The 24,370-nt window shown below is 65.5% G+C and carries 18 protein-coding genes and 1 pseudogene; 7 read left to right on the forward strand and 12 right to left on the reverse strand.

Annotated elements, in window-relative coordinates; translation table 11 throughout:
- Positions 1-209: 209 nt before the first annotated feature.
- Positions 210-1,316, reverse strand: coding sequence for a hypothetical protein (locus GO606_RS15270; protein ID WP_246979628.1), 1,107 nt, complete (start codon positions 1,314-1,316; stop codon positions 210-212).
- 371 nt (positions 1,317-1,687) lie between these two features.
- Here GO606_RS15270 and GO606_RS15275 point away from each other — a divergent pair.
- The 3 genes and pseudogenes from GO606_RS15275 to GO606_RS15285 all read left to right on the forward strand — a co-directional run bounded on the left by GO606_RS15275 (position 1,688) and on the right by GO606_RS15285 (position 5,228).
- Positions 1,688-2,776: pseudogene (locus tag GO606_RS15275) on the forward strand (IS630 family transposase).
- A gap of 241 nt (positions 2,777-3,017) precedes the next feature.
- A complete protein-coding gene (locus GO606_RS15280; RefSeq protein ID WP_169120913.1) occupies positions 3,018-4,103 on the forward strand; it encodes a S8 family serine peptidase in 1,086 nt (361 codons plus the stop codon).
- Positions 4,104-4,160: 57 nt separating this feature from the next.
- Positions 4,161-5,228 carry an IS630 family transposase gene (locus GO606_RS15285; protein WP_169200649.1) on the forward strand — a complete coding sequence of 356 codons (1,068 nt, stop codon included), beginning with the start codon at positions 4,161-4,163 and terminating at the stop codon, positions 5,226-5,228.
- Here GO606_RS15285 and GO606_RS15290 read toward each other — a convergent pair.
- Positions 5,212-5,949 carry a tyrosine-type recombinase/integrase gene (locus GO606_RS15290; RefSeq protein WP_246979629.1) on the reverse strand — a complete coding sequence of 246 codons (738 nt, stop codon included), beginning with the start codon at positions 5,947-5,949 and terminating at the stop codon, positions 5,212-5,214. The genes GO606_RS15285 and GO606_RS15290 overlap by 17 nt on opposite strands.
- 238 nt (positions 5,950-6,187) lie before the next feature.
- On the opposite strand from GO606_RS15290, the gene GO606_RS15295 reads away from it, so the two are divergent.
- Positions 6,188-7,411 (forward strand): IS110-like element ISAzo28 family transposase, encoded by a 1,224-nt coding sequence (locus tag GO606_RS15295; protein WP_169120845.1) that lies wholly within the window; start codon positions 6,188-6,190, stop codon positions 7,409-7,411.
- Between the two features lie 123 nt (positions 7,412-7,534).
- The gene (locus tag GO606_RS15300; protein WP_246979332.1) at positions 7,535-8,836 is read left to right on the forward strand and encodes an IS1182 family transposase; all 1,302 of its coding nucleotides are present in this window, start codon (positions 7,535-7,537) and stop codon (positions 8,834-8,836) included.
- Positions 8,837-9,182: 346 nt separating this feature from the next.
- On the opposite strand, the gene guaA is transcribed toward GO606_RS15300, so the two are convergent.
- Both guaA and guaB read right to left on the reverse strand, forming a co-directional pair.
- Positions 9,183-10,760: a glutamine-hydrolyzing GMP synthase gene (gene guaA / locus GO606_RS15305; protein WP_169118311.1), complete on the reverse strand. Its 1,578-nt coding sequence runs from the start codon at positions 10,758-10,760 to the stop codon at positions 9,183-9,185.
- Between the two features lie 57 nt (positions 10,761-10,817).
- The gene (guaB, locus tag GO606_RS15310) at positions 10,818-12,278 is read right to left on the reverse strand and encodes an IMP dehydrogenase (RefSeq protein WP_169118312.1); all 1,461 of its coding nucleotides are present in this window, start codon (positions 12,276-12,278) and stop codon (positions 10,818-10,820) included.
- 81 nt (positions 12,279-12,359) lie between these two features.
- Between guaB and GO606_RS15315 the strand changes: the two genes are divergently transcribed.
- Complete coding sequence (locus tag GO606_RS15315; protein ID WP_169118313.1) at positions 12,360-12,848, forward strand: DUF4124 domain-containing protein; 489 nt, start codon at positions 12,360-12,362, stop codon at positions 12,846-12,848.
- Between the two features lie 18 nt (positions 12,849-12,866).
- On the opposite strand, the gene GO606_RS15320 is transcribed toward GO606_RS15315, so the two are convergent.
- Both GO606_RS15320 and GO606_RS15325 read right to left on the reverse strand, forming a co-directional pair.
- Positions 12,867-13,190 carry an RnfH family protein gene (locus GO606_RS15320; RefSeq protein ID WP_169118314.1) on the reverse strand — a complete coding sequence of 108 codons (324 nt, stop codon included), beginning with the start codon at positions 13,188-13,190 and terminating at the stop codon, positions 12,867-12,869.
- Positions 13,191-13,192: 2 nt separating this feature from the next.
- Positions 13,193-13,630 (reverse strand): type II toxin-antitoxin system RatA family toxin, encoded by a 438-nt coding sequence (locus GO606_RS15325; RefSeq protein WP_011239574.1) that lies wholly within the window; start codon positions 13,628-13,630, stop codon positions 13,193-13,195.
- 75 nt (positions 13,631-13,705) lie between these two features.
- Here GO606_RS15325 and smpB point away from each other — a divergent pair, with 75 nt between their 5' ends.
- Complete coding sequence (smpB, locus tag GO606_RS15330) at positions 13,706-14,185, forward strand: SsrA-binding protein SmpB (protein ID WP_281503927.1); 480 nt, start codon at positions 13,706-13,708, stop codon at positions 14,183-14,185.
- A gap of 84 nt (positions 14,186-14,269) precedes the next feature.
- Here smpB and GO606_RS15335 read toward each other — a convergent pair whose 3' ends face one another.
- From GO606_RS15335 to GO606_RS15360, 6 genes are all read right to left on the reverse strand, one after another.
- Positions 14,270-15,841, reverse strand: coding sequence for a protein adenylyltransferase SelO (locus GO606_RS15335; RefSeq protein WP_169118315.1), 1,572 nt, complete (start codon positions 15,839-15,841; stop codon positions 14,270-14,272).
- A gap of 25 nt (positions 15,842-15,866) precedes the next feature.
- Positions 15,867-18,428: a DNA ligase D gene (gene ligD / locus GO606_RS15340; RefSeq protein WP_169118316.1), complete on the reverse strand. Its 2,562-nt coding sequence runs from the start codon at positions 18,426-18,428 to the stop codon at positions 15,867-15,869.
- Positions 18,425-19,474: a non-homologous end joining protein Ku gene (ku, locus tag GO606_RS15345; protein WP_169118317.1), complete on the reverse strand. Its 1,050-nt coding sequence runs from the start codon at positions 19,472-19,474 to the stop codon at positions 18,425-18,427. The genes ligD and ku overlap by 4 nt, the downstream gene beginning before the upstream one ends.
- A 190-nt stretch (positions 19,475-19,664) precedes the next feature.
- On the reverse strand, positions 19,665-21,095 hold the full coding sequence (locus tag GO606_RS15350; RefSeq protein ID WP_169118318.1) for an ABC transporter permease: 1,431 nt from the start codon (positions 21,093-21,095) through the stop codon (positions 19,665-19,667).
- Between the two features lie 4 nt (positions 21,096-21,099).
- A complete protein-coding gene (locus GO606_RS15355; protein WP_169118319.1) occupies positions 21,100-22,077 on the reverse strand; it encodes an ABC transporter permease in 978 nt (325 codons plus the stop codon).
- Positions 22,077-24,248 carry an ABC transporter substrate-binding protein gene (locus GO606_RS15360; protein ID WP_169118320.1) on the reverse strand — a complete coding sequence of 724 codons (2,172 nt, stop codon included), beginning with the start codon at positions 24,246-24,248 and terminating at the stop codon, positions 22,077-22,079. Before GO606_RS15360 ends, GO606_RS15355 begins: the two co-directional genes overlap by 1 nt.
- Positions 24,249-24,370 lie beyond the last annotated feature (122 nt).

Consider the following 24,370-nt stretch of genomic DNA (forward strand, 5'->3'; position numbering starts at 1 on the left):
GCGTCTCTCCGGCAAGCATTTACTGTACTGCAGCTCTTACGCACATTATATGCACTCTTTTGGCACAAATCCAGGTAACTCAAGCTGGCTGGGCTTTGGACTACCCATCCGCCCCCACCTCCCAAGCCTGGATGCCCTCCTTGCTGACACCCACCGAGGCGGGCGAGTGCCGCGCAACGCGCCAGCGCTTCGTTTTTCCCCGCATCGGTTCAACGGTATTGCATTGCAGGCTTACTCGGCCAACGCCGGTTCCTCTTCTTCGCCATGCAAAGATTCTGAGCACTCGCGTGCTGTCGGTAGAGCCTGAATCTGTAACACCGCCGGCACCCAGCCGGTTCCCGCCACCGTCTGTTCCGCCCCCGTTTGTTCCGCCCTGTTTGTTCCGCCCCGTTTGTTCCGCCCCCTGTTTGTTCCGCCCCGTTTGTTCCGCCCCCGTCACCACGGCATCCCTTCTTGAGCGCGGCCAGCGGGCTGGCGGCATTGGCATCGACGGCCTCGGTGACGACCTCGAGGACATGTGCCTTGGAGACGTGGTTGAAGTAGGAAGCCCCCGTGGCCGTCCACCATTGGCTCATGTCCAACCCCAAGGCCCGCGCCAGCGCATCGTTGCTTTGCCGCTCGGGCTCGGTGCCGTAGATGCCGGTGACGGTGACCGCAACGACGAAGGTCAGCAGGCGCAGCACCGTCGCCTGCTCCTGGGCGAGCAGCCACGGGAAGATGTCCTCCAGGTTCTCCGGCAGCCGCTCGGCCCAGGCAGTGCGCTCGGCCTGAAGCTTCGCCCAGACGGCACTGGCCACCATGTCCTCGGCGGCGGAGCGCAACTCGGATTGGCTGTCGGTCGCGCTGATGGCGAAGACGTTCTCCGAGCGGCAATAGTAGAGATCATTGCCCCGGAAAATCTTCTGCGCCAGATGCGCGGTGATCGCGGCCAGCGCCACGTCGGGACGATCGATCAGTTCGGCCTGGACGGCAGCGACCCGGTGGGCGGTGAGACAGCGCACCAGCTTCTCGGAATGCACCGGGCGGGTCTTGGGCGACGGCAGCGACACCAGAGGTTCGTCGGTACCGTTTTCAGCGGCCTGGCGGGCGGCCTGGACCATGTCGCTGCGATCCTCGGGGCAGATCAGGCCGTACTTCACCGCGACGGCGCCGTTGTGGCCGACATGAACGACGCAGCCGGCCTGGGCCATCAGGTCGGCCGGCCACACGCTGAGCGTTTCGTCGAACGCCTTGCGTTGTTCCTCCAGGCCTTCGGCTTCGCCTTCGAGCTGATAGAAGGTCTCCTCGTCGCCGTCTTCGTCGGCCAGCGTTTCCATCTGCGCGTGCAGCGCCGCGATGCGACCATCCAGGCCCTCTAGTACCTCTGCACACAGAATTTGACGGGTTGATGGTCGGGCGAGCGCAGGAGGGGCAGGGCTTCGGCGGGGCGAGGAGTCGGATGCCGCGTGCGACTCAGGCTGTCGGCTGGAGGTTCCAGGCGCTCGAGCGTGAGCACCATCTGATGCACCGAGGTGGCGTGAAGCGCAGCGTTGCAAGTCGGCCGGCCGCGCCGCCGAGCACCTGAGTACGCATGATGAAGGCGAGGTACTGCCCTTGCACCGGTGTGAAGCGCGGTGACGAAGGGGTGAGTTCCGCGTCGGAGTTCTGGCCAGCCGAGCTGTCTCTCCAGATTTTGAGGCCGCGATGAATGCGCTACCGGGTCGAATTGAGCCAAGCCGAACGCGACGAATTGAGGATGCTGCTGCGGCGGCAGCAGCGCGCAAGGTGAAACGCGCGCAGATCCTGCTGGCGGCCGATGCCGGAGCCGGCGACGAGGAGATTGCCACGAACGTCGGAGGCTCGACGCCCATTAAACGCCGCTTCGTGCTGGGCAGCATCGAAGCGGCGCTCCGCTGACGAGCCGCGCCCCGGGCGGAGCGCAGCTCACCGGCAAGGAAGGGGCGCTGCTGGTCGCCACGGCATGCACCAAGCCGCCAACGGGGCGTCGCGCTGAGGACGCTCAACGCTGGCGGGGAGAGTCGTCGTCACCGGCACGCGAGCCTGCCGACGCGAGACGGCGCTGCTGCCGGCGGAGAACGAGCCTCAACCTTGGCGCCAGAAGATGTGGTGCATCCCGCAGGTCGACAGTCACTACGTTGCCCGGATGGAGGACGTGCTCGACCTCTACGCTGAAGTCCCCGATCCCGAGCGCCCGGTGGTCTGCTTCGATGAAGTCCCACCCAGCTTCATCGGCGAGGCGCGCCAGCCCATCCCGGCGATGCCCGGACAGCTCGAGCGCTACGACTACGAGTATCGCCGCAACGGGACCGCCAACCTGTTCGTCTTCCTCGACGCGCACCGGTCCTGGCGCCGGGTCAAGGTAACCGAGCAGCGCACCGCGCGCGACTTCGCCGAATGCATGCGCGAACTGGTCGACTGCCACTATCCGCAGGCCGAGCGTATCCGTGTCGTCCTCGACAACCTGTCGACCCATACGCCCGGCGCGCTCTATGAAGCCTTCCCGGCGCCCGAAGCTCATCGGTTGCTGCATCGTCTGGAATTCCATTACACCCCCAAGCACGCCAGCTGGCTCAACATGGTCGAGATCGAAATCGGGGTGCTGCGCAGCCAGTGCCTCGACCGGCGCATCGGCGACCGCGACCGACTCGTCAGCGAAATTGCAGCTTGGGAGCAGCAGCGCAACGCCATCGGCGCTCGCATCCACTGGATGTTCACCACCGACCGCGCCCGGAGCAAACTGGCCCGCGCTTACCCGCACCCAGCCAAACAGTCATAACCTCTGTGCAGAGGTACTAGAAGAAGCGGGCGCAATTCTGCTGGAATACGTGCCGGAAAGCTCATATATCTGCCGCTACGATCCACCGGACCTCGCGCCCGTGCGGCAACTCCCCTTCGTAGTTTGGGCTGGTCCGTATTTGCGAGGATTCAAAATCGCGGCTCCGCTCTCGCAAGCCACCATCAAGGGCCGGATGAGTCTCGCCGAGGCGGCAGCAGGTCCCGCCCAAACCCATAGCACGATGCCACAGACGATTGACGTAGTGTTTCATCGGGACGTCGATCCCACTAATGCAACCGTGAAGGTGGCGCTGGCCGCGGGTCTGGATCCGGCCGATGTGCCGCCAATGGGGCACAAGGCCCGTATCGTTGTCGCGGAGTCCCGGCTGCCGGAACTTGCGGCACTCGACGAGGTCCGCACGATTGAACCCGTGGTACCAGTCAAACTCCACAACGACGTCGCGCGCAAGATTCTCCGCATCGATTCCACCAATCCCGGCCCGCTGCAGTTTGAGGGCGACGGGCAGATTGTTGCAGTCGCTGACACCGGTTTCGACAAAGGTCTAACGACCACCGTACACCCGGCATTCACTGGGCGGGTCTTGAAGCTCTACCCGCTCGGTCGGGCGAAGGCCAACGACCCGCATGGCCACGGCACGCATGTCGCTGGTTCGGTGCTCGCCGACGGTAACTCAACGAAGCTCGGCCAGCGCGTGCGTGGCACGGCGCCGCGAGCGAAGCTTGTGCTTCAGGCATTGTTGGACCCTGCTGGCGGGCTCGGCGGAATCCCGGTCAACCTTCAGGCGTTATTCTCGCCCCCCTACTCGGTCGACGGGGCGCGCGTCCACACAAACTCGTGGGGGAGCACTGTGGGAGACGGGCGCTACGACTCGCAGGCGTACGAGTTGGATGATTTTGTCTGGCAGAATCGAGACTGCATCATCTGCTTCGCTGCCGGAAACGAGGGCACTGACGCCGACGCCGATGGCGTGGTTGATCCTACTTCGATCACGCCGCCCGGAACCGCTAAAAACTGCATCACCGTCGGAGCGAGCGAGAACGATCGGCCGACGTTCGCGCTGAAGTACGGAAGTGGCTGGCCGATTGACTTCCCGACCAACCCGGTAGCCTCCGACCTCACAGCAAACAATCCCGAAGGCATGGTCGCCTTCAGCAGCCGCGGGCCCACGCGCGACCTCCGTTTCAAACCCGACGTCGTCGCGCCCGGCACGTACGTCCTTTCGGCACGTTCACGTGACACGACGTCAACCGGTTTTGGTGTATCGGCGGATCCGGAGTACATGTATGACAGCGGCACTAGTGTTTAGTTGCGTTAATACAAGATAGTATTATGATACCCACTTCGCTTGACACAAGGGGGTCTCATGGCGCGAGTGGCGGTTGAGTTGTCGTGTCCGGCAGAAGTGATGTCGGAGCTTGAGCGTCTGTCTCGAAGTCGGAGCGGCGAGGTTCGCCTGGTCGAGCGTGCGCGCATCGTTCTGGCGTGCCTGCATGGCAAGCGCAATGACGAGGTTGCCAGCGAGCTCGGTGTTCGACCGAATACGGTCGGGCTGTGGCGCCGACGCTTTGCCGAGCAAGGTATCGCAGGGCTTCGCGACGCGCCCCGGCCCGGCAAGCCCGCCAAGTACGGTGTCGAGTTGCGCGACCGAATCTTGGCACAGCTCGAATTGCCGCCACCGGCCGGCATGGCGAGCTGGGATGGGGGCTCGCTGGCCAAGGCGCTGAGCGTGTCCGATCACGCGGTGTGGCGCATCCTGCGCAAGGAAGGCATCCAGTTGCAGCGCCACCGTTCGTGGTGCGTCAGCACGGACCCGGAGTTTGCCGCCAAAGCGGCCGACATAATCGGGCTGTACTTGAACCCGCCCGAGAACGCCCTGGTGATCAGCGTCGACGAGAAGCCCTCGATTCAAGCCCTCGAGCGGGCGCGCGGCTACGTGCAGACCAGCAGTGGCAAGGTCGTCCAGGGAATGAAGAGCACCTACAAGCGGCACGGCACCGTCAATTTGTTCGCCGCATTGGAGGTCGCCACCGGCGTCATCCGAGGCAAGACGACGCAGACTAAAAAGCGCGCCGACTTCCAGGCCTTCATGGACGAGGTCGTTGCCGACCAGCCCGTCGACCGGCAGATCCACGTCATCCTGGACAACTTGAACACCCACAAGAAGAACGAGGACTGGCTCGCCGCACATCCGAACGTCACCTTTCACTTCACGCCTACCAGTGCGAGCTGGCTCAACCAAGTCGAAATCTGGTTCGGCATCTTCCAGCGAAAGACGCTGAACAACGCGAGCTTCCGAAGCGTCGAGCAACTCATTGAGGCCATCCATGCCTTCACTGCCGCCTACAACGAAAACGCAGCGCCATTCGTCTGGCGCAAACGAGAGGTTCGCGGGTCACAGCTTCGTAATACTATTGTTAACTTACGCAATTAAACACTAGGCGCAACGTGGACATCGTCGCTGTGTGCTCAAGCGCGTTGAAAAAGGTATGAATCTCGGCTGGCGTCAGCGCTCTGTCGCGAGCTTTGAATGTGGCAATGGCACTGGGTCGAATCGACGCGGCGGGATTATCGATCTTCAATCCGCGAGCCTGAATGAAGCGAAATACCTGCAACACGATCTCGCGAGCGTGGACGGCCGGCGCTGCCGCGCCACGCTCTTTGATCTTCTCGCATCTGGCCATCAGACGAACCGGGGTAATTTCTTCCAGTTTCAGACGGCCAAACTCATCTGCCAGGTTGCGATCATAGACCGACTTACGCATGGCCTTTGTGGACTCGGCCAGATCAGCCTCCGCGAAGTACTTTTCTGCCCAACTACCAAACGTGAGCGCGTCAGCAGCTTCGGTCCGCTTCTCAACCTTGGAACGTGAGGGGCTCTCGCCCTGCTCGACGGATCGGTGCGCCCGTGTCATCAATAGGCGCGCCTCTGCCAGAGACACGGACATGCCATAGTCCAACTCGTCCAGTTCGCGCGGCTTCTTGGCGCCGACCGTCGGGTCGTACTTGCCTATCACCAGGGTCTCGCGGCGTCCATTCACCCGGTAGTCAAACCGAAAACTGACAACCCCAGTCCGCGTAACAGCGGCATAGAGCCCCTGCTGGTCAACAACCTTGTAAATCTTCCCAGTGGGCTTCAACGCCCTTAATTGCATGTCAGTTGCTCCACCGCGCTGCACGCGTCCCACGACGCATGAAACGGGCGTTAAATAGTGGGGCGGCGTCCGGCACAGAGGTCGGTTCATCCTTGGTGTCTTGAACCCGTATGTCAGTTGGACCCGCGGCCACACGAGCACCCCGTACTGTCGCCCGGGGCTTCGCGCCCCGGAGCACGCATCCTAGAGTTCGATGACGTGGGCCGCACGCCGATGTCGCCGCGACATGGAGGCGATCATGGAAGTCATCTATCCGCGCTGCGCGGGACTCGACGTGCACAAACAAACAGTGGTGGCCTGCGCCCGTATCGCTGGCGACGGCCCGCCGTTGCAGCAAGTGCGCACGTTCGTCACGACCACCTCGGGGCTGCTGGCCCTGGCCGACTGGCTCGAGAGCTTTGGCGTCGAGCAGGTCGCGATGGAGGCCACCGGGGTGTACTGGAAGCCGGTGTGGCACGTGCTCGAAGGCCACTTCGAGCTGGTACTGGCCAACGCGGCACACGTCAAGAACGTGCCCGGGCGCAAGACCGACGTCAATGACGCGACGTGGCTGGCCGACCTGCTGGCCCATGGCCTGATCCGCGCGAGCTTCGTGCCGCCCGTGGCGGTGCAGGAACTGCGTTCGCTCACCCGCACCCGCAAACAGTTCGTGCGCGAGCGCAGTGCGCACATCCAGCGCATCGAGAAAGTGCTCGAAGACGCCAATCTCAAACTCGGCGTCGTGCTCAGCGACATCCTGGGCCAGAGCGGGCGCGCGGTGCTGCAGGCCAGCATCGCGGGGCAGGACGATCCCCACCACCTGCTCGCGTGCGTGAGCACGCGCGTGAAGGCGACTCGCACCGAGCTGCTCGAAGCCCTGCGCGGCCACGTCAGCCCGCACCACCGCTTCATGCTCAAGCTGCACCTCACGCACATCGATGCGCTCGATCACGCCATTGCCGCCATCGAGAAGGAGGTCGGCCAGGGGCTCGAACCCTTTCGACAGGCGGCCGCGCTGCTGAGCACGATGCCGGGTTTGAGCGCGGTCAGCGCCCACGTGGTGGTGGCCGAAATCGGCATCGACATGTCGCGCTTCGCCACGCCCGGCCATTTGCTGTCCTGGGCCTGCCTGTGCCCGCGTAACGACGAGAGCGCCGGCAAACGCCGCAGCACCCGGTTGCGTCGCGGTGCCAACTGGCTCAAGACCACGCTGGTACAAGCGGCCTGGGCCGCCATCAAGGTCAAGGGCAGCTACCTGCAGGCGCAGTTCCATCGCCTGCGCGCTCGCCGCGGTGCCAAGAAGGCCATCATCGGCGTGGCCGCCTCGATGCTCACCGCCGCCTGGCACATGCTGCGAGACGGCACCGAATGGCAGGACCTGGGCGCCGCACACTTCGATCGTGCCGATGCTCACAAGACCGCCAACCGACTGATCCGAAGGCTTCAACAGATCGGTTATGCCGCGAGCGTCGTGCCCGTTTAAAAGACTGGGTTTCATCCTAGTGAGCATCTGATCCTCCGTAAACTGAGAGGCTGTGAAAAATCCCCGGCCAGTTATATGCCGTTGTTATAATTAGGTCTTGCTACGAGGTCTGGATTTGCGCCGATGACGAAGATGCGAGCACGGGTGCTGCTGCCCAACCGGGGGCAGATGGAGTTTCGGGCAAGTGACCTGGAGTCACTGCTGCCGGAGGGGCATCGGGCGCGCCTGGTGTGGGCGTACGTCGAGCGGCAGGACCTGTCACGGTTCTACGCCGGGATTCGTGCGGTCGATGGCGGGGTGGGCCGCTCGGCAATCGCGCCGGAGATTTTGCTGGCGCTGTGGTTGTACGCCACGCTCGACGGGGTGGGCAGCGCGCGGGCGGTGTCACGGCTGCTCGAATCGCATGACGCCTACCGCTGGTTGTGCGGCGGGGTTCAGGTCAATCACCACACCCTTTCGGACTTTCGCAAGGATCAGGGCGAAGGGCTGGACGAGTTGTTGAGTGTGAGCATCGCCAGCCTGATGGCGGCCGGGGTGGTCAAGCTCAAACAGGTGGCGCAGGACGGGATGCGGGTGCGCGCCAGCGCCGGGGCGGGCTCGTTTCGCCGCAAGGAGAAGCTCGAAGGCTACCTGGAGGCGGCGCGCGCGGCCGTGGCGCGGCTCAAAGCCGAGGTGGAGGCGGACCCGGCGCAGGCCGAACGGGCGCGGGAAGCGGCCCGGCTACGGGCGGCGAAAGAGCGTGAAGCGCGTCTTGAGAAAGCGCTGGCGCGGCTGCCCGAGATCGAAGCGATCAAGCAGCGGCAAGGCAAAAACCCCGACCAGGCGCGCGCGTCGATGACCGATGCCGAAGCGACGGTGATGAAGATGGGCGACGGCGGCTTTCGGCCGGCGTACAACCCGCAGCTGGCGAGCGACGCCGACTCGCTGGTGATCGTGGGGGTCGAGGTGGCCACCGTCGGCAGCGACCAAGGGCAGATGGTGCCGATGATCGAGCAGGTCACCGCGCGCTGTGGTCAGGCCCCGGAGGCTTGGCTGGTCGATGGCGGCTACGTCGGGCACGAGCAGATCGAGCAGGCGAGCCGGAGCACCGTCGTTTATGGGCCGGTGCCGCAACCCAAGGACAAGGCGGTCGATCCGCACCAGGCGAAGGCCGGCGACAGCGAAGCGGTGGCGGCCTGGCGGCAGCGGATGGGCACGGACGAGGCCAAGGTCATTTACAAGCGGCGAGCGGCAACGGCCGAATGCGTCAATGCGCACAGCCGCAACCGCGGCCTGCAGCAGTTCCGGGTGCGGGGTCTGGCGAAGGTCAAGTGTGTGATGCTGATCTTTGCTTTGGCGCACAACCTGATGCGCATGGTCAGCCTCGCACCGGAATTGCTCGGGGTAGGGACAGGTGCGTCCGCAGTTCCCGGAATCGGGGTTTAAGGGGCGAAAAATGGGGAAAAACGTCAAATGAACCGTCGATAGCAGCACAAACGATGCAAAAACCCTATCGCGCCCAGCAAAACGGCGTTAACCCCGCTCGCGCGTCTAATCGGTCCTGCGAACGAAAGATTCACAAACTCTGATACCGTCAACCGATACCGTCAACGCAGTTGACGGTATCAACTTGGGTCGTTCAAGGACCAGATCTCGATACCGTCAGCAATACCGACACTTTAGTCGGGCTTTACTAGGACGGCGTGAGACGCCATGAGACGCTAACTGGTTGTTATAGCGGGTAAATTGCAGAAAATCCGGACGGCGTGAGACGACTTGAAAGGATGATATTTTATTCCCACTCGATTGTCGCCGGCGGCTTGCCCGAGATGTCGTACACGACGCGGTTGATGCCGCGCACCTCGTTGATGATTCGATTGCTGACCTTGCCGAGCAGGCTGTGCGGCAGCTCGGCCCAGTGCGCCGTCATGAAATCCTGTGTCTGCACCGCGCGTAGCGCGACGACGTATTCATAAGTGCGGCCGTCGCCCATGACGCCGACGCTCTTGACCGGCAGGAACACCGCGAACGCCTGGCTGGTCTTGTCGTACCAGTCGGCGGCGCGCAGCTCGTCGATGAAGATCGCATCGGCGCGGCGCAGCAGGTCGGCGAATTCGTGCTTCACTTCGCCGAGGATGCGCACGCCGAGGCCGGGACCGGGGAACGGATGGCGATACACCATCTCGTGCGGCAGGCCGAGCGCGATGCCGAGTTCGCGGACTTCGTCCTTGAAGAGTTCGCGCAGCGGTTCGAGCAGCTTCAGGTTCAGCGTCTCGGGCAGGCCGCCGACGTTGTGGTGGCTCTTGATCGTGTGCGCCTTGCCGGTTTTCGAGCCGGCGGATTCGATCACGTCCGGATAGATCGTGCCCTGCGCGAGCCATTTCGCCTCAGCTCCGTTGGCTCGCAGCTTCTGCGCCTCGGTCTGGAACACCTCGACGAACTCGCGGCCGATGATCTTGCGCTTCGCTTCGGGGTCCGTCACGCCTTTCAGATGCCCCATGAACTGCTCGGTGGCATCGACATGGATGACTTTGACGCCGAGGTTGCGCGCGAAGGTCAGCATCACCTGTTCGGCCTCGTTGAGCCGCAGCAGGCCGTTGTCGACGAACACGCAGGTCAGTTGCTCGCCAATCGCCCGATGCAGCAGCGCCGCGACGACGGAAGAATCGACGCCGCCGGACAGGCCGAGGATGACCTCTTCCTGGCCGACCTGCGCGCGCACTTTCTCGATCGCCTCGTTCGCGTAATCGGGCATGTTCCAGTCGTGCCCGCAGCCGCAGATCTCGTGCACGAATCGGGCGATCATCTCCTTGCCCTTGATCGTGTGCGTGACTTCCGGGTGGAACTGCACCGCGTAGAACTTGCGCACCTCGTCGGCCATGCCGGCGACCGGGCAGGATTCGTTGCTGGCGATGACCTTGAAGCCCGGCGGCAGCGCCGTGACCTTGTCGCCGTGACTCATCCACACGTCGAGCAGGCCATGGCCTTCGTCGTTGGTGCGGTCCTCGATGCCGCGGAAGAGCTCGGAATGGCCGCGGGCACGGATTTCAGCGTAGCCGAACTCGCGCTTGCCCGAGCTTTCGACGGTGCCGCCGAGTTGCTGCGCCATCGTCTGCATGCCGTAGCAGATGCCGAGCACCGGCACGCCCAGCTCGAAAACCGATTGCGGCGCGTGCCAGCCGACTGCTTCATAGACCGAGTTCGGGCCGCCCGAGAGGATCACGCCGGCCGGCGCGAACTCGCGGACGAAGTCATCGGAGACATCGAACGGATGAATCTCGCAATACACCTGCTGCTCGCGCACGCGCCGCGCGATGAGCTGGGTGACCTGGGAACCGAAATCGAGGATGAGGATTTTTTGGTGTGCCATGACGGGACCGGAAATGAGAAGGGCGGCCGCAGCCGCCCCGTGAACGTCTGAGCCGAATCAATCGACGTGGTAGTTCGGCGCTTCCTTCGTGATCTGCACGTCGTGCACATGCGATTCGCGAACGCCGGCGGAGGTGATCTCGACGAATTGCGCCCGCTCGTGCATCGCGGCGATGCTGTCGCAGCCGAGGTAGCCCATCGACGCGCGCAGCCCGCCGATCAGCTGGTGAATCACCGCGGTGACCGGGCCCTTGTACGGCACGCGGCCTTCGATGCCTTCGGGCACGAGCTTGTCGGCGTTGCCGTCGGATTCCTGGAAATAGCGGTCGGCCGCGCCCTGCTGCATCGCGCCGAGCGAACCCATGCCGCGGTACGACTTGTATGAACGGCCCTGGTACAGCACCGTCTCGCCGGGCGCCTCTTCAGTGCCGGCGAAGAGCCCGCCCAGCATCACGACGTTGGCCCCGGCGGCGATCGCCTTCGAGATATCGCCCGAATAGCGGATACCGCCGTCGGCGATCAGCGGAACGCCGGTGCCGGCGAGCGCCGTCGCGACGTTGTCGATCGCCGTGACCTGCGGCACGCCAACGCCGGCGACGATGCGCGTCGTGCAGATCGAGCCGGGACCGATGCCGACCTTGACCGCGTCGGCGCCGCAATCGACGAGCGCCTTCGCTGCCGCGGCGGTCGCGATGTTGCCGCCGATCACTTCGACATGCGGGAAGTTCTTCTTGACCCAGCGGACGCGATCGAGCACGCCCTGCGAGTGACCGTGCGCGGTGTCGACGACGACGACATCGACGCCGGCCTCGACAAGCGCTTCGGCGCGCTCCTCGGTGCCCGCTCCGACGCCCAGCGCCGCGCCGACGCGCAGCCGACCGAGGTCGTCTTTCGCCGCCAGCGGATGCTCGGTCGACTTCATCATGTCCTTGACGGTGATGAGCCCGCGCAGCTCGGCCGCGTCGTTGAGCACCAGCACGCGTTCGAGGCGGTGCTTGTGCATCAGGCGGCGCGCTTCCTCGAGGCTATCGCCCTCCTTGACGGTGACGAGGCGCTCGAACGGCGTCATGATCGCCGACACCGGTTGGTCGAGATTGGTTTCGAAACGCACATCGCGGTTCGTCACGATGCCGACGACACGCCTGCCTTCGACGACCGGCAGGCCGGAGAACTTGTGCAGGCGGGTCAGCGCCATCACATCGCGCACGCTCATCGTCGGCGGAATCGTGATCGGGTCCTTCAGCACACCGGATTCGAAACGCTTCACCTTCGCGACCATCGCGGCCTGCTGCTTGACCGCGAGATTCTTGTGCAGGATGCCGATGCCGCCTTCCTGCGCCAGCGCGATCGCGAGGCGGGATTCGGTCACGGTATCCATGGCGGCTGAAACGAGGGGAATGTTGACCCGGATGTTCCGCGTCAGTTGCGCCTTGAGACTGACATCGCGCGGCAGAACGGTCGAGTGGGCGGGTACGAGAAGGACGTCGTCGAACGTCAGCGCCTTCTGAATCACTCGCATGGCTTCTTTCCTTTCGGCCAAATCCGTATTATACAGATCGCGCTCGCGCGTTGTAAGCAGCGCTTCCAAGGAGTCCGACCGATGCGCCGCATCAACCTCTTTGTCATCAGCCTGCTCGTCGCGCTGCCTGCCGGGGCCGAAATCTACCAGTGGCGGGATGCCCAGGGCCGCGTGCATTATTCCGACACGCCGCCGGCCGGCGAGAACGCGACGAGGCTGCGCCCGGCCGTGGCACCGGCGGTTCAGCCGGGCAAGGATGTGGCGACCGGCACCGCAGCGGCCGGCAGCGCAGAAGCGGCAAAGCCGGAGACGCTCGCGGAGCGGGATCTCGCTTTCCGGCAGCGCCGCGCCGAAGCGGCCGAAGCCGCCGCGAAGGCCGAGCAGGAACGCCAGCAGTCGGCCGAGCGACAGCGCGATTGCGAGCAGGCGCGCAACCAGCTCGTCGCGCTGGAATCCGGCCAGCGCCTCGCGCGCTTCAATCGCGACGGCGAACGCGAAGTGCTCGGCGACAAAGGCCGCGCCGACGAGATCACCCGGACGCAGAAGTTCGTCGAATCCGCCTGCAGGTAACGCCCGAGGGCCGCGGCGTTACTCCTCGCCTGCCGGCCCGCCACCTTTTTTCATGACCTTGCCTTCCTCGGCGCGCTTCTTGCGCACTGCCTTCGGGTCGGCGATCAGCGGACGGTAGATTTCGACGCGGTCGCGGTCGCGCAACGGGGTGTCGAGCCGGGTCAGCTTGGCATAGACGCCCACCTTGTTCGGCCCGTCGAGGTCGATTTCCGGATGCTTGGCAAGAATCCCCGACGCCTCGATCGCATCGCGTACGGTCGCCCCTTCCGGCACGCGCACTTTCAGTAATTCCTGCACCTGCGGTAACGCATAGGTGACTTCGACAGTGATCAGATCGGCCATGCTCAGCTCTTTGGATAGACTTGGTGCGCCCGTTTCACGAACGAATCGACAAAGGTGTTCGCGATGTGATTGAACACCGGCCCGAGCGCCTTTTCCAGCAGCCGGTTCGAGAATTCGTAGTGCAGGTTGAACTCGACCTTGCAGGCGCTCTCGCCCAGCGGCGTGAAATGCCAGTTGCCGTCGAGATGCTTGAACGGACCGTCCCTGAGCCGGATCAGCATTTTCACCGGCGCGAGCTTTTCGTTCTGCGTGCTGAAATGCGCCTTGAGCCCGTGATAGTTGATATGCAGCGTCGCGACGGTGACTTTTTCGGTGCGCGCATGCACCTCCGTGCCGCCACACCACGGCAGGAATTGCGGGTAATCCTCGCAGCGATCGACGAGTTCGAACATCTGCGCGGGGGTGAACTCGACCAGGACCAGCTTCTTGACGTCAGCCATTGGGGATAGGGACGGCCTTGGCGCCGAACTGCTAAAATCCGCGATTCTACCGCAAGCCGCGCGGCCGGCGCCGGCCTGAAGCACACGCCAAGGACCCACGACAAACCCATGAGCATCATCGACAACCGCAAGGCCTTCCATGACTACTTCATCGAAGAGAAGTACGAGGCCGGGCTCGTCCTGGAAGGGTGGGAAGTCAAGGCGATCCGGGCCGGGCGCGCGAACATCAAGGAAGCGTACGTGATCCTGCGCGGCGAGGAGCTGTTCATCCTCGGCATGCACATCAGTGCGCTGCAAAGCGCCTCGACTCACGTCAAGACAGACCCGGTGCGCACACGCAAGCTGCTGATGCACGCGAAGGAGATCGCGAAACTGATCGGCAAGGTCGAGCGCGCCGGCTTCACGCTCGTGCCGCTCGACCTGCACTACGCGAAAGGTCGCATCAAGGCGACGATCGGGCTGGCGAAAGGCAAGAAGCAATACGACAAGCGCGAATCCGAGAAGGAACGCGACTGGGAGCGCGACAAGGCGCGCCTGATGCGCGTCAAGACCTGAACGTCGCGCGCGTTTCGCAGACTACCTCACCCCCGCCTTCGTCGACGACAGCCCCGCCGCCGAGCCGGAACCCGGCCCGCGCCCTCATGAGCTGCACGACAGCATCGAACAGCCGGCACGATTGCGTGCCCAGTCCGGCCGCCTGGCGGCGAAGCGCTCGCGACCCGGCTGCTCGTCGTACGGGTGGCGCATGACGTCGAGCAGCTCGGAAATCAGCGCATAGTCCCCCTGTTCGGCGGCATCGATCGCTTCCTGCGCGAGGTAGTTTCGCAGCACGAAGCGCGGATTGGCGGCGTTCATCCGCGCGCGGCGCCGATCGACAGGCGTCCGGTCGTGCTTCGCCCGCTTCGCGTACGCAGCAAGCCAGTCGTTCATCTCGGGCTCGGCCGCAGCGGCTTTTTCGGCCGAATAGAACGCGTCGCGCACCGGATCGATCGAGGGCGTCTCGAGGTCGAGCGACGCGAGGCCGCGGAAGAAGATCGTCATGTCGACTTCGGCCCGCGTCAGCAGGGCGTGCAGCGTCTCGACGAGCGCCGCGTCCTCGTCGCCGAACGCCTCGAAGCCGAGTTTTGCGGCCAGCATGCGGCGGTTTTCTTCGTCGAAGACCCGGGCGTAAAGGTCCAGTCCGTCGTGCAGCGGTTCGGCGGCGCCGAACACGGGATACAGCGCATTCGCGAGCTGCAGCAGGTTCCAGTGCGCGATGTGCGGCTGGCTGCCGAAGCGGTAGCGCCGGCCGCCGGCATCGGTCGTGTTCGGTGTCCAGCCCGGATCGAAATTGTCGATCCAGCCGTATGGGCCGTAATCGATCGTCAGGCCGAGGATCGACATGTTGTCGGTGTTCATCACCCCGTGCACGAAACCGACGCGCATCCACTGGGCGATCATTCGCGCCGTGCGTTCGCACACCGTGCGGAACCACTCGGCCCGGCGCGTTGCCGGTTCGCCCCCAAGCTCGGGAAAATCACGCGCGATCGTGAAATCGACGAGGCGCGTCAGCAGCGCCTCATCGCCACGCGACGTGAAGATCTCGAAATTGCCGAAGCGGATGAAGGACGGCGCGACGCGGCACACGACCGCTCCCGGCTCGGCTTTCGGCCGGCCGTCATAGAACATGTCCCGGACGACTTTTTCACCGGTGCCGACGAGGCACAGCGCGCGCGTCGTCGGCACGCCCAGGTGGTGCATCGCTTCGCTGCAGAGGAATTCGCGGATCGACGAGCGCAGCACCGCGCGGCCGTCGGCGTGGCGCGAGTACGGCGTGGGGCCGGCACCCTTGAGTTGCAGCTCCCAGCGCCGGGTGCGTCCGTCGCCCCGGGTAGTGACCGTTTCACCGAGCGTGATCGCGCGGCCGTCGCCGAGCTGGCCCGCCCAGTTGCCGAACTGGTGACCGCCATAACAGGCGGCATACGGCTCCATTCCGGGCATCAGCGCGTTGCCGGCAAAGACCGCGGCGAATTCGGGCGAGCGCACGTCCGACTCGTCGAAGCCGAGCAACGCCGCGACTTCGGGCGACCATGCGATCAGGTGCGGCGCGCTGACCGGCGTCGGCATCACGCGCGAGTAGCAGGCGCCGTGGACCTGGCGCACGTCCGGCGACGGGTTCGGATCACCGGGCAGTTCGTGGACGAAACGGTTGTCGAATACGAGATTTTTCATGGGCCTTGCGGTTCCGCGGGGGGTTTCAGTCAGAGTCGCGCTGCTCCGCTTGGTTCGGTGTCTTGCGCGGCTGCGGTGGACTCTCGCCGAGCGCCTCCCACATGCTGGAGGTCAGGACGAAGCGCTGCTTCGCGTAATCGCGCCACGGATCCTCGCGCAGCCGGGCGAGCCGGTCCGCAACGGTGAGGATCGTGAACGCGCCCGGTTTCAGTTCCGGCCCGAGCTCGTCCCACGCGAGCGGGGTCGATACCGGAGCGCCGGGACGCGCCCGGGCAGCATACGCGCAGATCGCCGACGCCCCGGCGTCGTTGCGCAGGTAATCGACGAAGATCCTGCCAGTCCGCTGGTTCTTGGCCATGTTCGCGGTGAAGCGATCCGGCAGGATGCGTGCGAGGTGCGTCGCGACGGCTTTCGCAAAGCGTTTGACGTCGGCCCATTGGGGACCGCGGCGCAAAGGCACGACGACGTGCAGCCCTTTGCCGCCGGTCGTTTTCAGGAAACTCCCGAGCCCGAGTTCCCCGAGCAGCCCGCGCACCAGCTGCGCCGCTTCGGCGACCCGCGCCCACGCCAGCTCCGGCCCCGGGTCGAGGTCGATCGTGATCCGGTCCGGCCGGTCCGCGCGCGGCATCGTCGCGCCCCAGGTATGGAATTCGACGACGCCGCGCTGGACCATGCCGATCACCCCTTCGAGATTCGTCACGTACAGATAGCTGCGGCGGTCTTTCGAGGACGCTTCCCAGATGAAGCTTTCGACCCCGCCGGGCCGCTCCTGCCCCATGTGCCGCTGGAAAAAACACTCCGCCTCGCTGCCATCGGGACAGCGCAGCAGGCTCAGCGGGCGGCTGACCACGTGCGGCAGCAGCCACGGCGCGATGTCCTCGTAGTAATGCGCGAGATCGGCCTTCGTCAGACCCGCATTCGGCCACACGACGCGCTCCGGATGCGTGATGACGATGCCGGCGACGCGCACTTCGCCCGGCGCATCGCCCTCCGGTCTCAACGCAAGCTCGTCTTGCACCGTATTGGCCGGCTTGTCCTCGCGCAATCCCGCGAATGCCGCCTGGCGCAGCAGGTTGTCGCGCGTCCAGCCGGCGTATTCGACCTCGGCGACGAGCGTCGGCCGCACCCAGTGCTGGCCCGCGCCACGCGGCTTGCGCGCGAACGGCGAGTCCTTGCGCTCGAGCGCGGCAAGCTGGCGGGCGAGCCGGTCGAGCGTCGCCCGATCGAAGCCCGTGCCGACCTTGCCGGCATAATTCAGCGCGCCGGCGTCGTCATACAGCCCGACGAGCAGCGCGCCGAAGCCCTCCCGCGCGCCTCCCGGCTCGGTGTAGCCGCCGATGACGAACTCCTGCCGCGGCCGGCATTTCAGCTTGATCCAGCTGCGACTGCGGCCCGACACGTAGCGGGCGTCGCCGCGCTTGCCGATCAGCCCTTCCAGACCGAGGCGACAGGCCTGCTCGAGCGCGGCCCCGACATCGCCGGCGAAATGCTCGCTGTACACGATCGCCCCGCCCTCGCCGTCGGCGAGCGCAGCGGCGAGCCGGCGCTTGCGCTCGACCAGCGGCAGGGATGCCAGCTCGTCTCCGGACAGCCACGGTGCGTCGAACACGTAATAGACGATGCGGCCGGACGAACCCTGTTCGAACACGTTCTGCAGTGCCTGGAAGTCCGGCAAACCATTGTCGCCATTGACGACGATCTCGCCGTCGAGCCAGCTGTCATCGAGCTTCAGCGCCGCCAGCGCCGTCGCAAGCTGCGGCATGCGGTGCGTCCAGTCCTGGCCGGTGCGCGTGTAGAGCGTGACGGTTCCGGCTTCGAGACGCGCCAGGACGCGATAGCCGTCGTACTTGATCTCGTAGACCCAAGCCTCTCCGGGCGGCGCCTCGTCCACGAGGCTCGCGAGTTGCGGTGCAACGAAAGCGGGGAACGCTGCGTGGTCTTGTTTTGGGGGCTTCGCCATTTCCCCTTTGCGGCGCCCTGCCCGTTCGTCGACCTGCTTGACGCTGCCGGGGCGAGCCGCGGTAATCTCAGCCTCGTCGCCGACACGCGCCTCGTCGTCGTCCTCCTTGATCAGCAGCCAGTTGTGATGGCCTTCGCTGTCCTCTTGACCCGCTCTCGCGTGCATCCTCACCAGCGTCCAGCCCCCATGGAGCTTTTCGCCGTCGAGGCGGAACTTCAGTTTTCCGCGAGCGAGATCGGCAGCGGGGTCGGGCGAGTCGGTCGACCAGTGGCCGCGATCCCACAGGACGACTTCGCCTGCGCCGTACTGTCTGGCTGGAATCACGCCTTCGAAGTCGCCGTAGTCGAGCGGATGGTCCTCGGTCTCGACCGCGAGCCGGCGCTCCGACGGGTCGAGGCTCGGACCTTTCGGCACCGCCCAGCTGCGCAACACACCATCGAGTTCGAGACGGAAGTCGTAATGCAGGCGGCGCGCAGCGTGACGCTGAACCGTGAACGTCGGCCCGTCTTCGGCTTTAAGCGAAACGGTATCGCCGCCCGGCTCCGGCGTGGCGCTGAAATTGCGCATCGCGCGGTAGCGCGCAAGCGGATCGCCCCCGCGGGCCTTGCCGGACTCGCTTCGCTTCATGCGCGCCGACGCCGCGTCTCAGCCCCCGACCGACCTCCGCCGTCCTTGCCCGGCTCGCCGGCGGGATTGCGGGACGCAGTCGTCCGCGCGCGAGCGCTCCGTCCGGCAGCAGGCGGTTTCGTCACCGACGCCCCGCTCGCCGCGGACTTGCGCGCAGCGGTGCGCGACGGTGGCGGCGCAGAATCCTCGTCGGCGACGGCCCCCTCCTCCTCATTTTCGCTGCGCGCCTTGCCACCTGTGCGCTTGGGGGATCGTCCTTCGAGGCTGCGCTTGAGCAGCGCCATCAGGTCGACGACCTCGGCTCCGGCCTCGGCCGGCTCCTTCGCCGGCGTCTCGGCGAGGACGTGCGTGCGCCCGGACTCGATCCTGGCCTCGATGCGCGCCATCAGGTCGTCGCGATAAGTGTCGCGGTACTGCTCGGGCGCCCAGTCCTCGACCATGCCTTCGACGAGGCGCTCGGCCATGTCGAGCTCCCGCGCGCTCACGCCGAGCGTCTTGATGTCTTCGCCCGGCAGCTTCAGTTCGTCCATCGAGCGGATCTCGTCGGCGAAGCGCAGCGTGTTCATCAGCAGCACCGCGCCGACCGGGATCACGGCGGCCAGATGCTGGCGGCTGCGGATCACGACCAGCGCGAGCCCGACGCGTGCGGTGCGTCGCAAGGTCTCGCGCAGCAGCGCATAGCCTTTTTCGCCGCGGCGCCCGGGCTCGAGGTAGTACGGCGTGTCGAAGTAGTAAGGCGGGATGTCGTCCTGCGACACGAAGGCGACGATCTCGACTGTCTGCGTCGCTTCGACGTTCGCCTCGCGGAAGTCCTCGTCGGTGACGACGACGTACTGGCCATCCTCGTACTGATAACCCTTGACGATGTCCGACGGCGACACCGGTTCACCGGTGCGCTTGTTGATGCGCTGGTAGCCGACCGGCGCGAAATCGCGGCGATCGAGCAGATCGAGATCGAGCCGGTTCGCAGTGCTCGCGGGGTAAAGAGCGACCGGGACATGAACCAGACCGAAGGCGATGGCGCCTTTCCAGACCACCCTGGGCATGATTGCTCTCCTGCATGCGGCAAGGGCGTGCGGCCGGCGAAGGCCGGATTGCGCGCGCCGGGAACGGGAATAAACGCGCAGCAATCGACGTTCCCGGGAAGCCTGGACCACCGCGGCGCCGGACGAGAAGAACGGGGCGGCGGCGCTGCGAACTTCAGCCGCGCTGCGAACTTCAGCCGCGCTGCGAACCTCAGCCGCGCCGCGGATCGAACGCGTCGCGCACGACGTCGGCGAACAGGTTCGCCGACAGCACGAGCACGAACATGAACGCGAACGCCGCGAGGAGCGACCACCACACCATCGGCTCGCGGGCAAGCTCGGCGCGCGCCATGTTGATCATCGTGCCGAAGCTGATCGTGCCCGGGTCGACGCCGATGCCGACGTAGGACAGCACCGCCTCGGCGAGCACCAGCCCGGAGAAATCCATCACGAGGGCGATCATCACGATGTGCATGACGTTCGGCAGGATGTGGCGGCGCAGGATCGCCGCCGTGCCGACCCCGAACGCGCGCGCCGCATGCACGTAGTCGAGCTCGCGCAGCTTCAGCGTCTCGCCGCGCAGCAGCCGGCACAGGCCGGTCCAGCTGGTGATGCCGAGGATCAGGCACAGCGCCAGCAGCCGTGCATCGGCGCGCTCGGCGGCGGTCGCGAACCACTGCGGGTTGGTATCGATGACGACCTGCATCATCAGCACCGCCGCGGCGATCAGCAGCACGCCGGGGATCGCGTTGAGCACCGTGTAGAGGTACTGGATGACGTCGTCGACCCAGCCGCCGAGGTAGCCCGCCATGATGCCGAGCGCAACCGCGAACGGCAGCATCACCAGCGTCGTCAGCGTGCCGATGATCAGGGCCGTGCGCACGCTCTTCAGCGACAGGTAGAGCACGTCCTGGCCGACCTTGTCGGTGCCGAACACGTGGTAGTGCGAGCCGAGCGCGACTGCAGCGCCAGCCACGAGCAGGATCGCGCCGAGCGTGAAGAGCGCGGCCCGCCACGCGAGCACCGTTTCGCCGCGGACGAGCGCGGAGGCGGCTTCCGTCCAGCCTCGACCGCGACGTCGCGCGAGCGAGGCGGTGAGCGCGAGCGCGGCGACCAGCCACAGGCCGAACGCGGCAGCGGCGCCTTTGCCGAGACGTCCGGCGATGTCCTGCCCACGCTCGCTTTCGGGATCGTCCAGATGCGCGGCGCCGTATTTCAAACGGGGATGAATGCGCGTCTGTTCGCCGTCCGGCAGCTCGACGGTTTCGCGCGCGTACAGTTCGCCGGCGAAGGGCGCCGAGTAGGTTTTTTCGAGGCGGGTGCGCAGCGGTGCGAGCAGCGCATCGAGCGCACTCAGGACTTCGGACGAATAGGCGGCATCCCGGGAATCCGCAGGGGCTTCCCCGCCATTGGCTGCAGCGGCCGGCAGCGACGGGCGGTAGTGCAGGCTGTCGGCGAGCCCGATCGCGAGGAACGCGAGCAGGATCGTTGCCGTGGCCATCCCCGTCGCGCGACTGCCGACCTTGCGCCACGCCGCGCGCAGCGGCTGGCTGCGCCGCACGTACACGATCGTCACGAGCCCCAATGCGAGCAGCACGAAGAACAGCGCATCGGTCCACAACAGCACGAAACGAAAATCCATGCGCCTACTCCAGCCTTACGCGCGGATCGACGAGCGTGTAGGAAATGTCGGTCAGCAGCAGGCCGACGATGTACAGCACCGAACCGATGAACACCATCGCGCGCACGACGGCGAAGTCCTGCGCGTTGATCGCGTCGATCGTGTAGCTGCCGAGGCCCGGAATGCCGAAGAACGACTCGACGATCAGGCTTCCCATGAACAGCAGCGGAATGACGACGACGACGCCGGTGAGGATCGGGATCATCGCGTTCTTCAGCACGTGGCGGAACAGCACCGCCAGTTCCGACAGGCCTTTGGCGCGGGCAGTGCGCACGTAGTCCTTCGAGATTTCCTCGAGGAAGATCGTGCGGTACCAGCGCGCGTTCGCGCCGATCCCGGCGACGATGCTGATCAGCACCGGCAGCACGAGGAAGCGCGCCGCGTCGAGCCCCGGCGCATAGCCCGAGATCGGCACCAGCGCCCACACTTTCGACACCAGCCACTGCCCGCCGATGATGTAGAACAGGCTCGATATCGACATCATCGCGACGCACAGCACGACGCCCCAGAAGTCGAGGTAGCTCGCGCGGAAGAACACCAGCATCAGCGCGAACGACACCGAGACGAACAACCCGAGGACGAAGGTCGGCAGCGCGATCGCGAGCGACGGGCGCATGCGGTCGCGGATCTCCTGCGCGATGTCGCGGCCGTCGTCGGCGCGGCCGAAGTCAAACGCGAACATGCGCAGCGAATTGTCGAAGAAGATCGTGTCGGTCAGCTTCTGCGTGCCGTCCGCATGCGTGTTGACGAACAGCGGCCGGTCGTAGCCGCGCTCGGCCTTCCAGCGTTCGATCGCCTCCGGCGTCACGCGCTTGACGCCCAGGTGCATGCGCGCCATGTCGTCCGGCGAATTGACGACGAAGAACAGCGCGAAAGTGATGAGGTTCACGCCGATCAGGATCGGTAGCGCGTACAGCAGGCGACGGACGATATACGCGAACATCAGGCGGCGCCTCCGACGCCGGTCGCGCGTTCGCGGCGGCGGTAATGCAGGAATGCGGGCGCCACGATGACGACGAACAGCAGCGCGACGAGCCCGAGCGGCCACACGACGGGTTGGTTCCACTGCGCGCGCAGCGCCTGCCGGCGTTCGAGGTCGACGCGCTGATACTTCAGCGTGTTGCGGATCATGCTGCCCGGCTTGCGGTTCTCGACCCAGCCGTGCTGCAGCGAATAGGCTTTCGGATGAAAGCCGAAAATCCACGGCGCGTCGTGCTGCAGGATCGCGACCATGCGGTCGATGATCTTCTGGCGCTCGGGCCCGTCGGGCATCCCCTTCATCTGCTCGAACAGGCGGTCGTACTCGTCGTTCTGGTAGTTCGCCGCGTTCTGCCCCGACTCCCTGACCTTGGCCTGCGGACCGTGCAGCAGGAACAGCATGTTCTCGGGGTCGGGATAGTCGGCGTTCCAGCCGAAGAAGAACAGCTGCGCGTTGCCTTCGCGGATCTTGTCCTGGAAGCGGTTGTAGTCGGTCGGGCGGACGACGAACTGCACGCCGAGTTCGCGGAACTGCTTCGCCAGCCAGTCCGAACGCGCCTTGTCGCCGAGCCCGCCCGGCGTCGTGTCGAGGTTGATGATCAGCGGTTCGCCGGTCTTCGCGTCGCGCCCGTCCGGATAGCCGGCTTCGGCGAGCAGCCGCCGCGCGACGTCCTTGCTGCGGCGCACGCCCTTGCCGTCGCGCCATTCATAGACGACCGGGTTGATGCCCGCCTCGCCGTCACGCGCACCGAAAATGCCCGGCGGGATCGGATGCATTGCCGGCACGCCGCGACCGTTGAGGAAGATCGACACGAACTCCTCCATGTCGAGCGCGATCGAGATCGCCTGGCGCAGCTTGCGCGCACGCTCGCGCCCTGCCGCCGTGTCGCCACCGCCGACGACCGGGTCGAGCATGTTGAAGCCGAGGTAGAACACCGACGGCGACACCGAGGTCAGCAGCTCGATGCCGCGCTCGACCATGTCGTCCGACAGCACGACTTCCCCCTGGCTGCTCATATTGACGGCCTGGTCGAAGTTCTCCGACGACACGCCGGAGGCGTCGTAATAGCCCTGCAGGAACTTGTTCCAGTACGGGATTCCTTCGCGTTCGCGCGAGAACACGACCTTGTCGAGGAACGGCATCGGCTTGCCGCAATCGGCCAGCAATCCCGCGTCGCGGTCCGCCGGATCGCCCTCGCACGGGTAGGGATCGCCGCGGTAGTTGGGATTCCTGACCAGCACCATGCGCGCGTTCGGGTTGTTCTCGGCGAGCATGAACGGGCCGGTGCCGATCGGCCACCAGTCGAGCGTCAGGTTGCGCTCGGCCATGCCCGGCTGGCCGAAAAAGCGGTCCGCCTCCGGAGGAACCGGCGCGAAGAACGGCATCGACAACCAGTACAGGAACTGCGGATAAGCGCCCTTCAACGTGATGCGGTAGGTATGGCGATCGACGACTTCGACGCCCGGCAGCGCGTGCGCGGTGAGGTCGATCCAGCCAAGGTTGCGCTGTGCCTCGTCGGCAAGGCGCTTTTGCAGCACCTTCAGGCCGGGAATGTACTCGGCCATCAGCTCGAAAATCGGTGAATGCAGGCGCGGGTGCGCGAGGCGCTTGATCTGGTGGACAAAGTCGCCCGCTTCGAGCTCGCGCGTGCCGGTTTCGGGAAAATCCCCGAGACCGCGCACGCCTTCCAGGTCCTGCGGGCCGAGCTCGAGATAGCGCGGACTGCCATCGGCTGCCTTGGCGAAAGCCGGGTGAGGTTGATAGAGAACGCCGGGCGTGATGCGGATCTCGTACTCGCTGCGAGCGACGCGCCCGGCCGGCGCATCGGGGGGAAGCTCGCGGCCGCGCGCATCGTAGCGGCGCACGACCGGCAGCTGCGCGGCGCTGCCGGGAATCAGCGTGTAGGGCCGCTTGAGGTAATGGTATTGCAGCGGCGGTTCGTAGATCTGGTACAGGAACGCCGCCTCGTCCTCGCTGTACGACTGCACCGGGTCGAGGTGCTTCGGGCGATCGGTGAAGGCCGTGTACATGACGTTCTGGCCGCGCTCGGCGACCGGATAGGGGTCGTTCCACACCTGCCCGCACGCGGCGAGCAGGACGCATGACAGCAGCAGTAGGCAGGCGCGCGAAAACATGGGGCCGATTCTACCCGTTGCGGCAGGCGCGCCGCTCGTGTGCTCGTGACAGCAACGGTACGAGAGTGAAGTGAGATTCCGTACGGTGCTTCACCGGCCTCCGACCTCGCCATCGCCGACCT

The sequence above is a fragment of the Aromatoleum anaerobium genome (assembly GCF_012910705.2).
Classification (GTDB): Bacteria; Pseudomonadota; Gammaproteobacteria; order Burkholderiales; family Rhodocyclaceae; genus Aromatoleum; species Aromatoleum anaerobium.

What these genes read in the sequence shown, in the direction of transcription:
- GO606_RS15270 (WP_246979628.1), bottom strand. Translation starts at nt 1,316, where the DNA reads ATGGAAACGCTGGCCGACGAAGACGGCGACGAGGAGACCTTCTATCAG.
- GO606_RS15280 (WP_169120913.1), top strand. Translation starts at nt 3,018, where the DNA reads ATGCCACAGACGATTGACGTAGTGTTTCATCGGGACGTCGATCCCACT.
- GO606_RS15285 (WP_169200649.1), top strand. Translation starts at nt 4,161, where the DNA reads ATGGCGCGAGTGGCGGTTGAGTTGTCGTGTCCGGCAGAAGTGATGTCG.
- GO606_RS15290 (WP_246979629.1), bottom strand. Translation starts at nt 5,949, where the DNA reads ATGCAATTAAGGGCGTTGAAGCCCACTGGGAAGATTTACAAGGTTGTT.
- GO606_RS15295 (WP_169120845.1), top strand. Translation starts at nt 6,188, where the DNA reads ATGGAAGTCATCTATCCGCGCTGCGCGGGACTCGACGTGCACAAACAA.
- GO606_RS15300 (WP_246979332.1), top strand. Translation starts at nt 7,535, where the DNA reads ATGACGAAGATGCGAGCACGGGTGCTGCTGCCCAACCGGGGGCAGATG.
- guaA (WP_169118311.1), bottom strand. Translation starts at nt 10,760, where the DNA reads ATGGCACACCAAAAAATCCTCATCCTCGATTTCGGTTCCCAGGTCACC.
- guaB (WP_169118312.1), bottom strand. Translation starts at nt 12,278, where the DNA reads ATGCGAGTGATTCAGAAGGCGCTGACGTTCGACGACGTCCTTCTCGTA.
- GO606_RS15315 (WP_169118313.1), top strand. Translation starts at nt 12,360, where the DNA reads ATGCGCCGCATCAACCTCTTTGTCATCAGCCTGCTCGTCGCGCTGCCT.
- GO606_RS15320 (WP_169118314.1), bottom strand. Translation starts at nt 13,190, where the DNA reads ATGGCCGATCTGATCACTGTCGAAGTCACCTATGCGTTACCGCAGGTG.
- GO606_RS15325 (WP_011239574.1), bottom strand. Translation starts at nt 13,630, where the DNA reads ATGGCTGACGTCAAGAAGCTGGTCCTGGTCGAGTTCACCCCCGCGCAG.
- GO606_RS15335 (WP_169118315.1), bottom strand. Translation starts at nt 15,841, where the DNA reads ATGAAAAATCTCGTATTCGACAACCGTTTCGTCCACGAACTGCCCGGT.
- ligD (WP_169118316.1), bottom strand. Translation starts at nt 18,428, where the DNA reads ATGAAGCGAAGCGAGTCCGGCAAGGCCCGCGGGGGCGATCCGCTTGCG.
- ku (WP_169118317.1), bottom strand. Translation starts at nt 19,474, where the DNA reads ATGCCCAGGGTGGTCTGGAAAGGCGCCATCGCCTTCGGTCTGGTTCAT.
- GO606_RS15350 (WP_169118318.1), bottom strand. Translation starts at nt 21,095, where the DNA reads ATGGATTTTCGTTTCGTGCTGTTGTGGACCGATGCGCTGTTCTTCGTG.
- GO606_RS15355 (WP_169118319.1), bottom strand. Translation starts at nt 22,077, where the DNA reads ATGTTCGCGTATATCGTCCGTCGCCTGCTGTACGCGCTACCGATCCTG.
- GO606_RS15360 (WP_169118320.1), bottom strand. Translation starts at nt 24,248, where the DNA reads ATGTTTTCGCGCGCCTGCCTACTGCTGCTGTCATGCGTCCTGCTCGCC.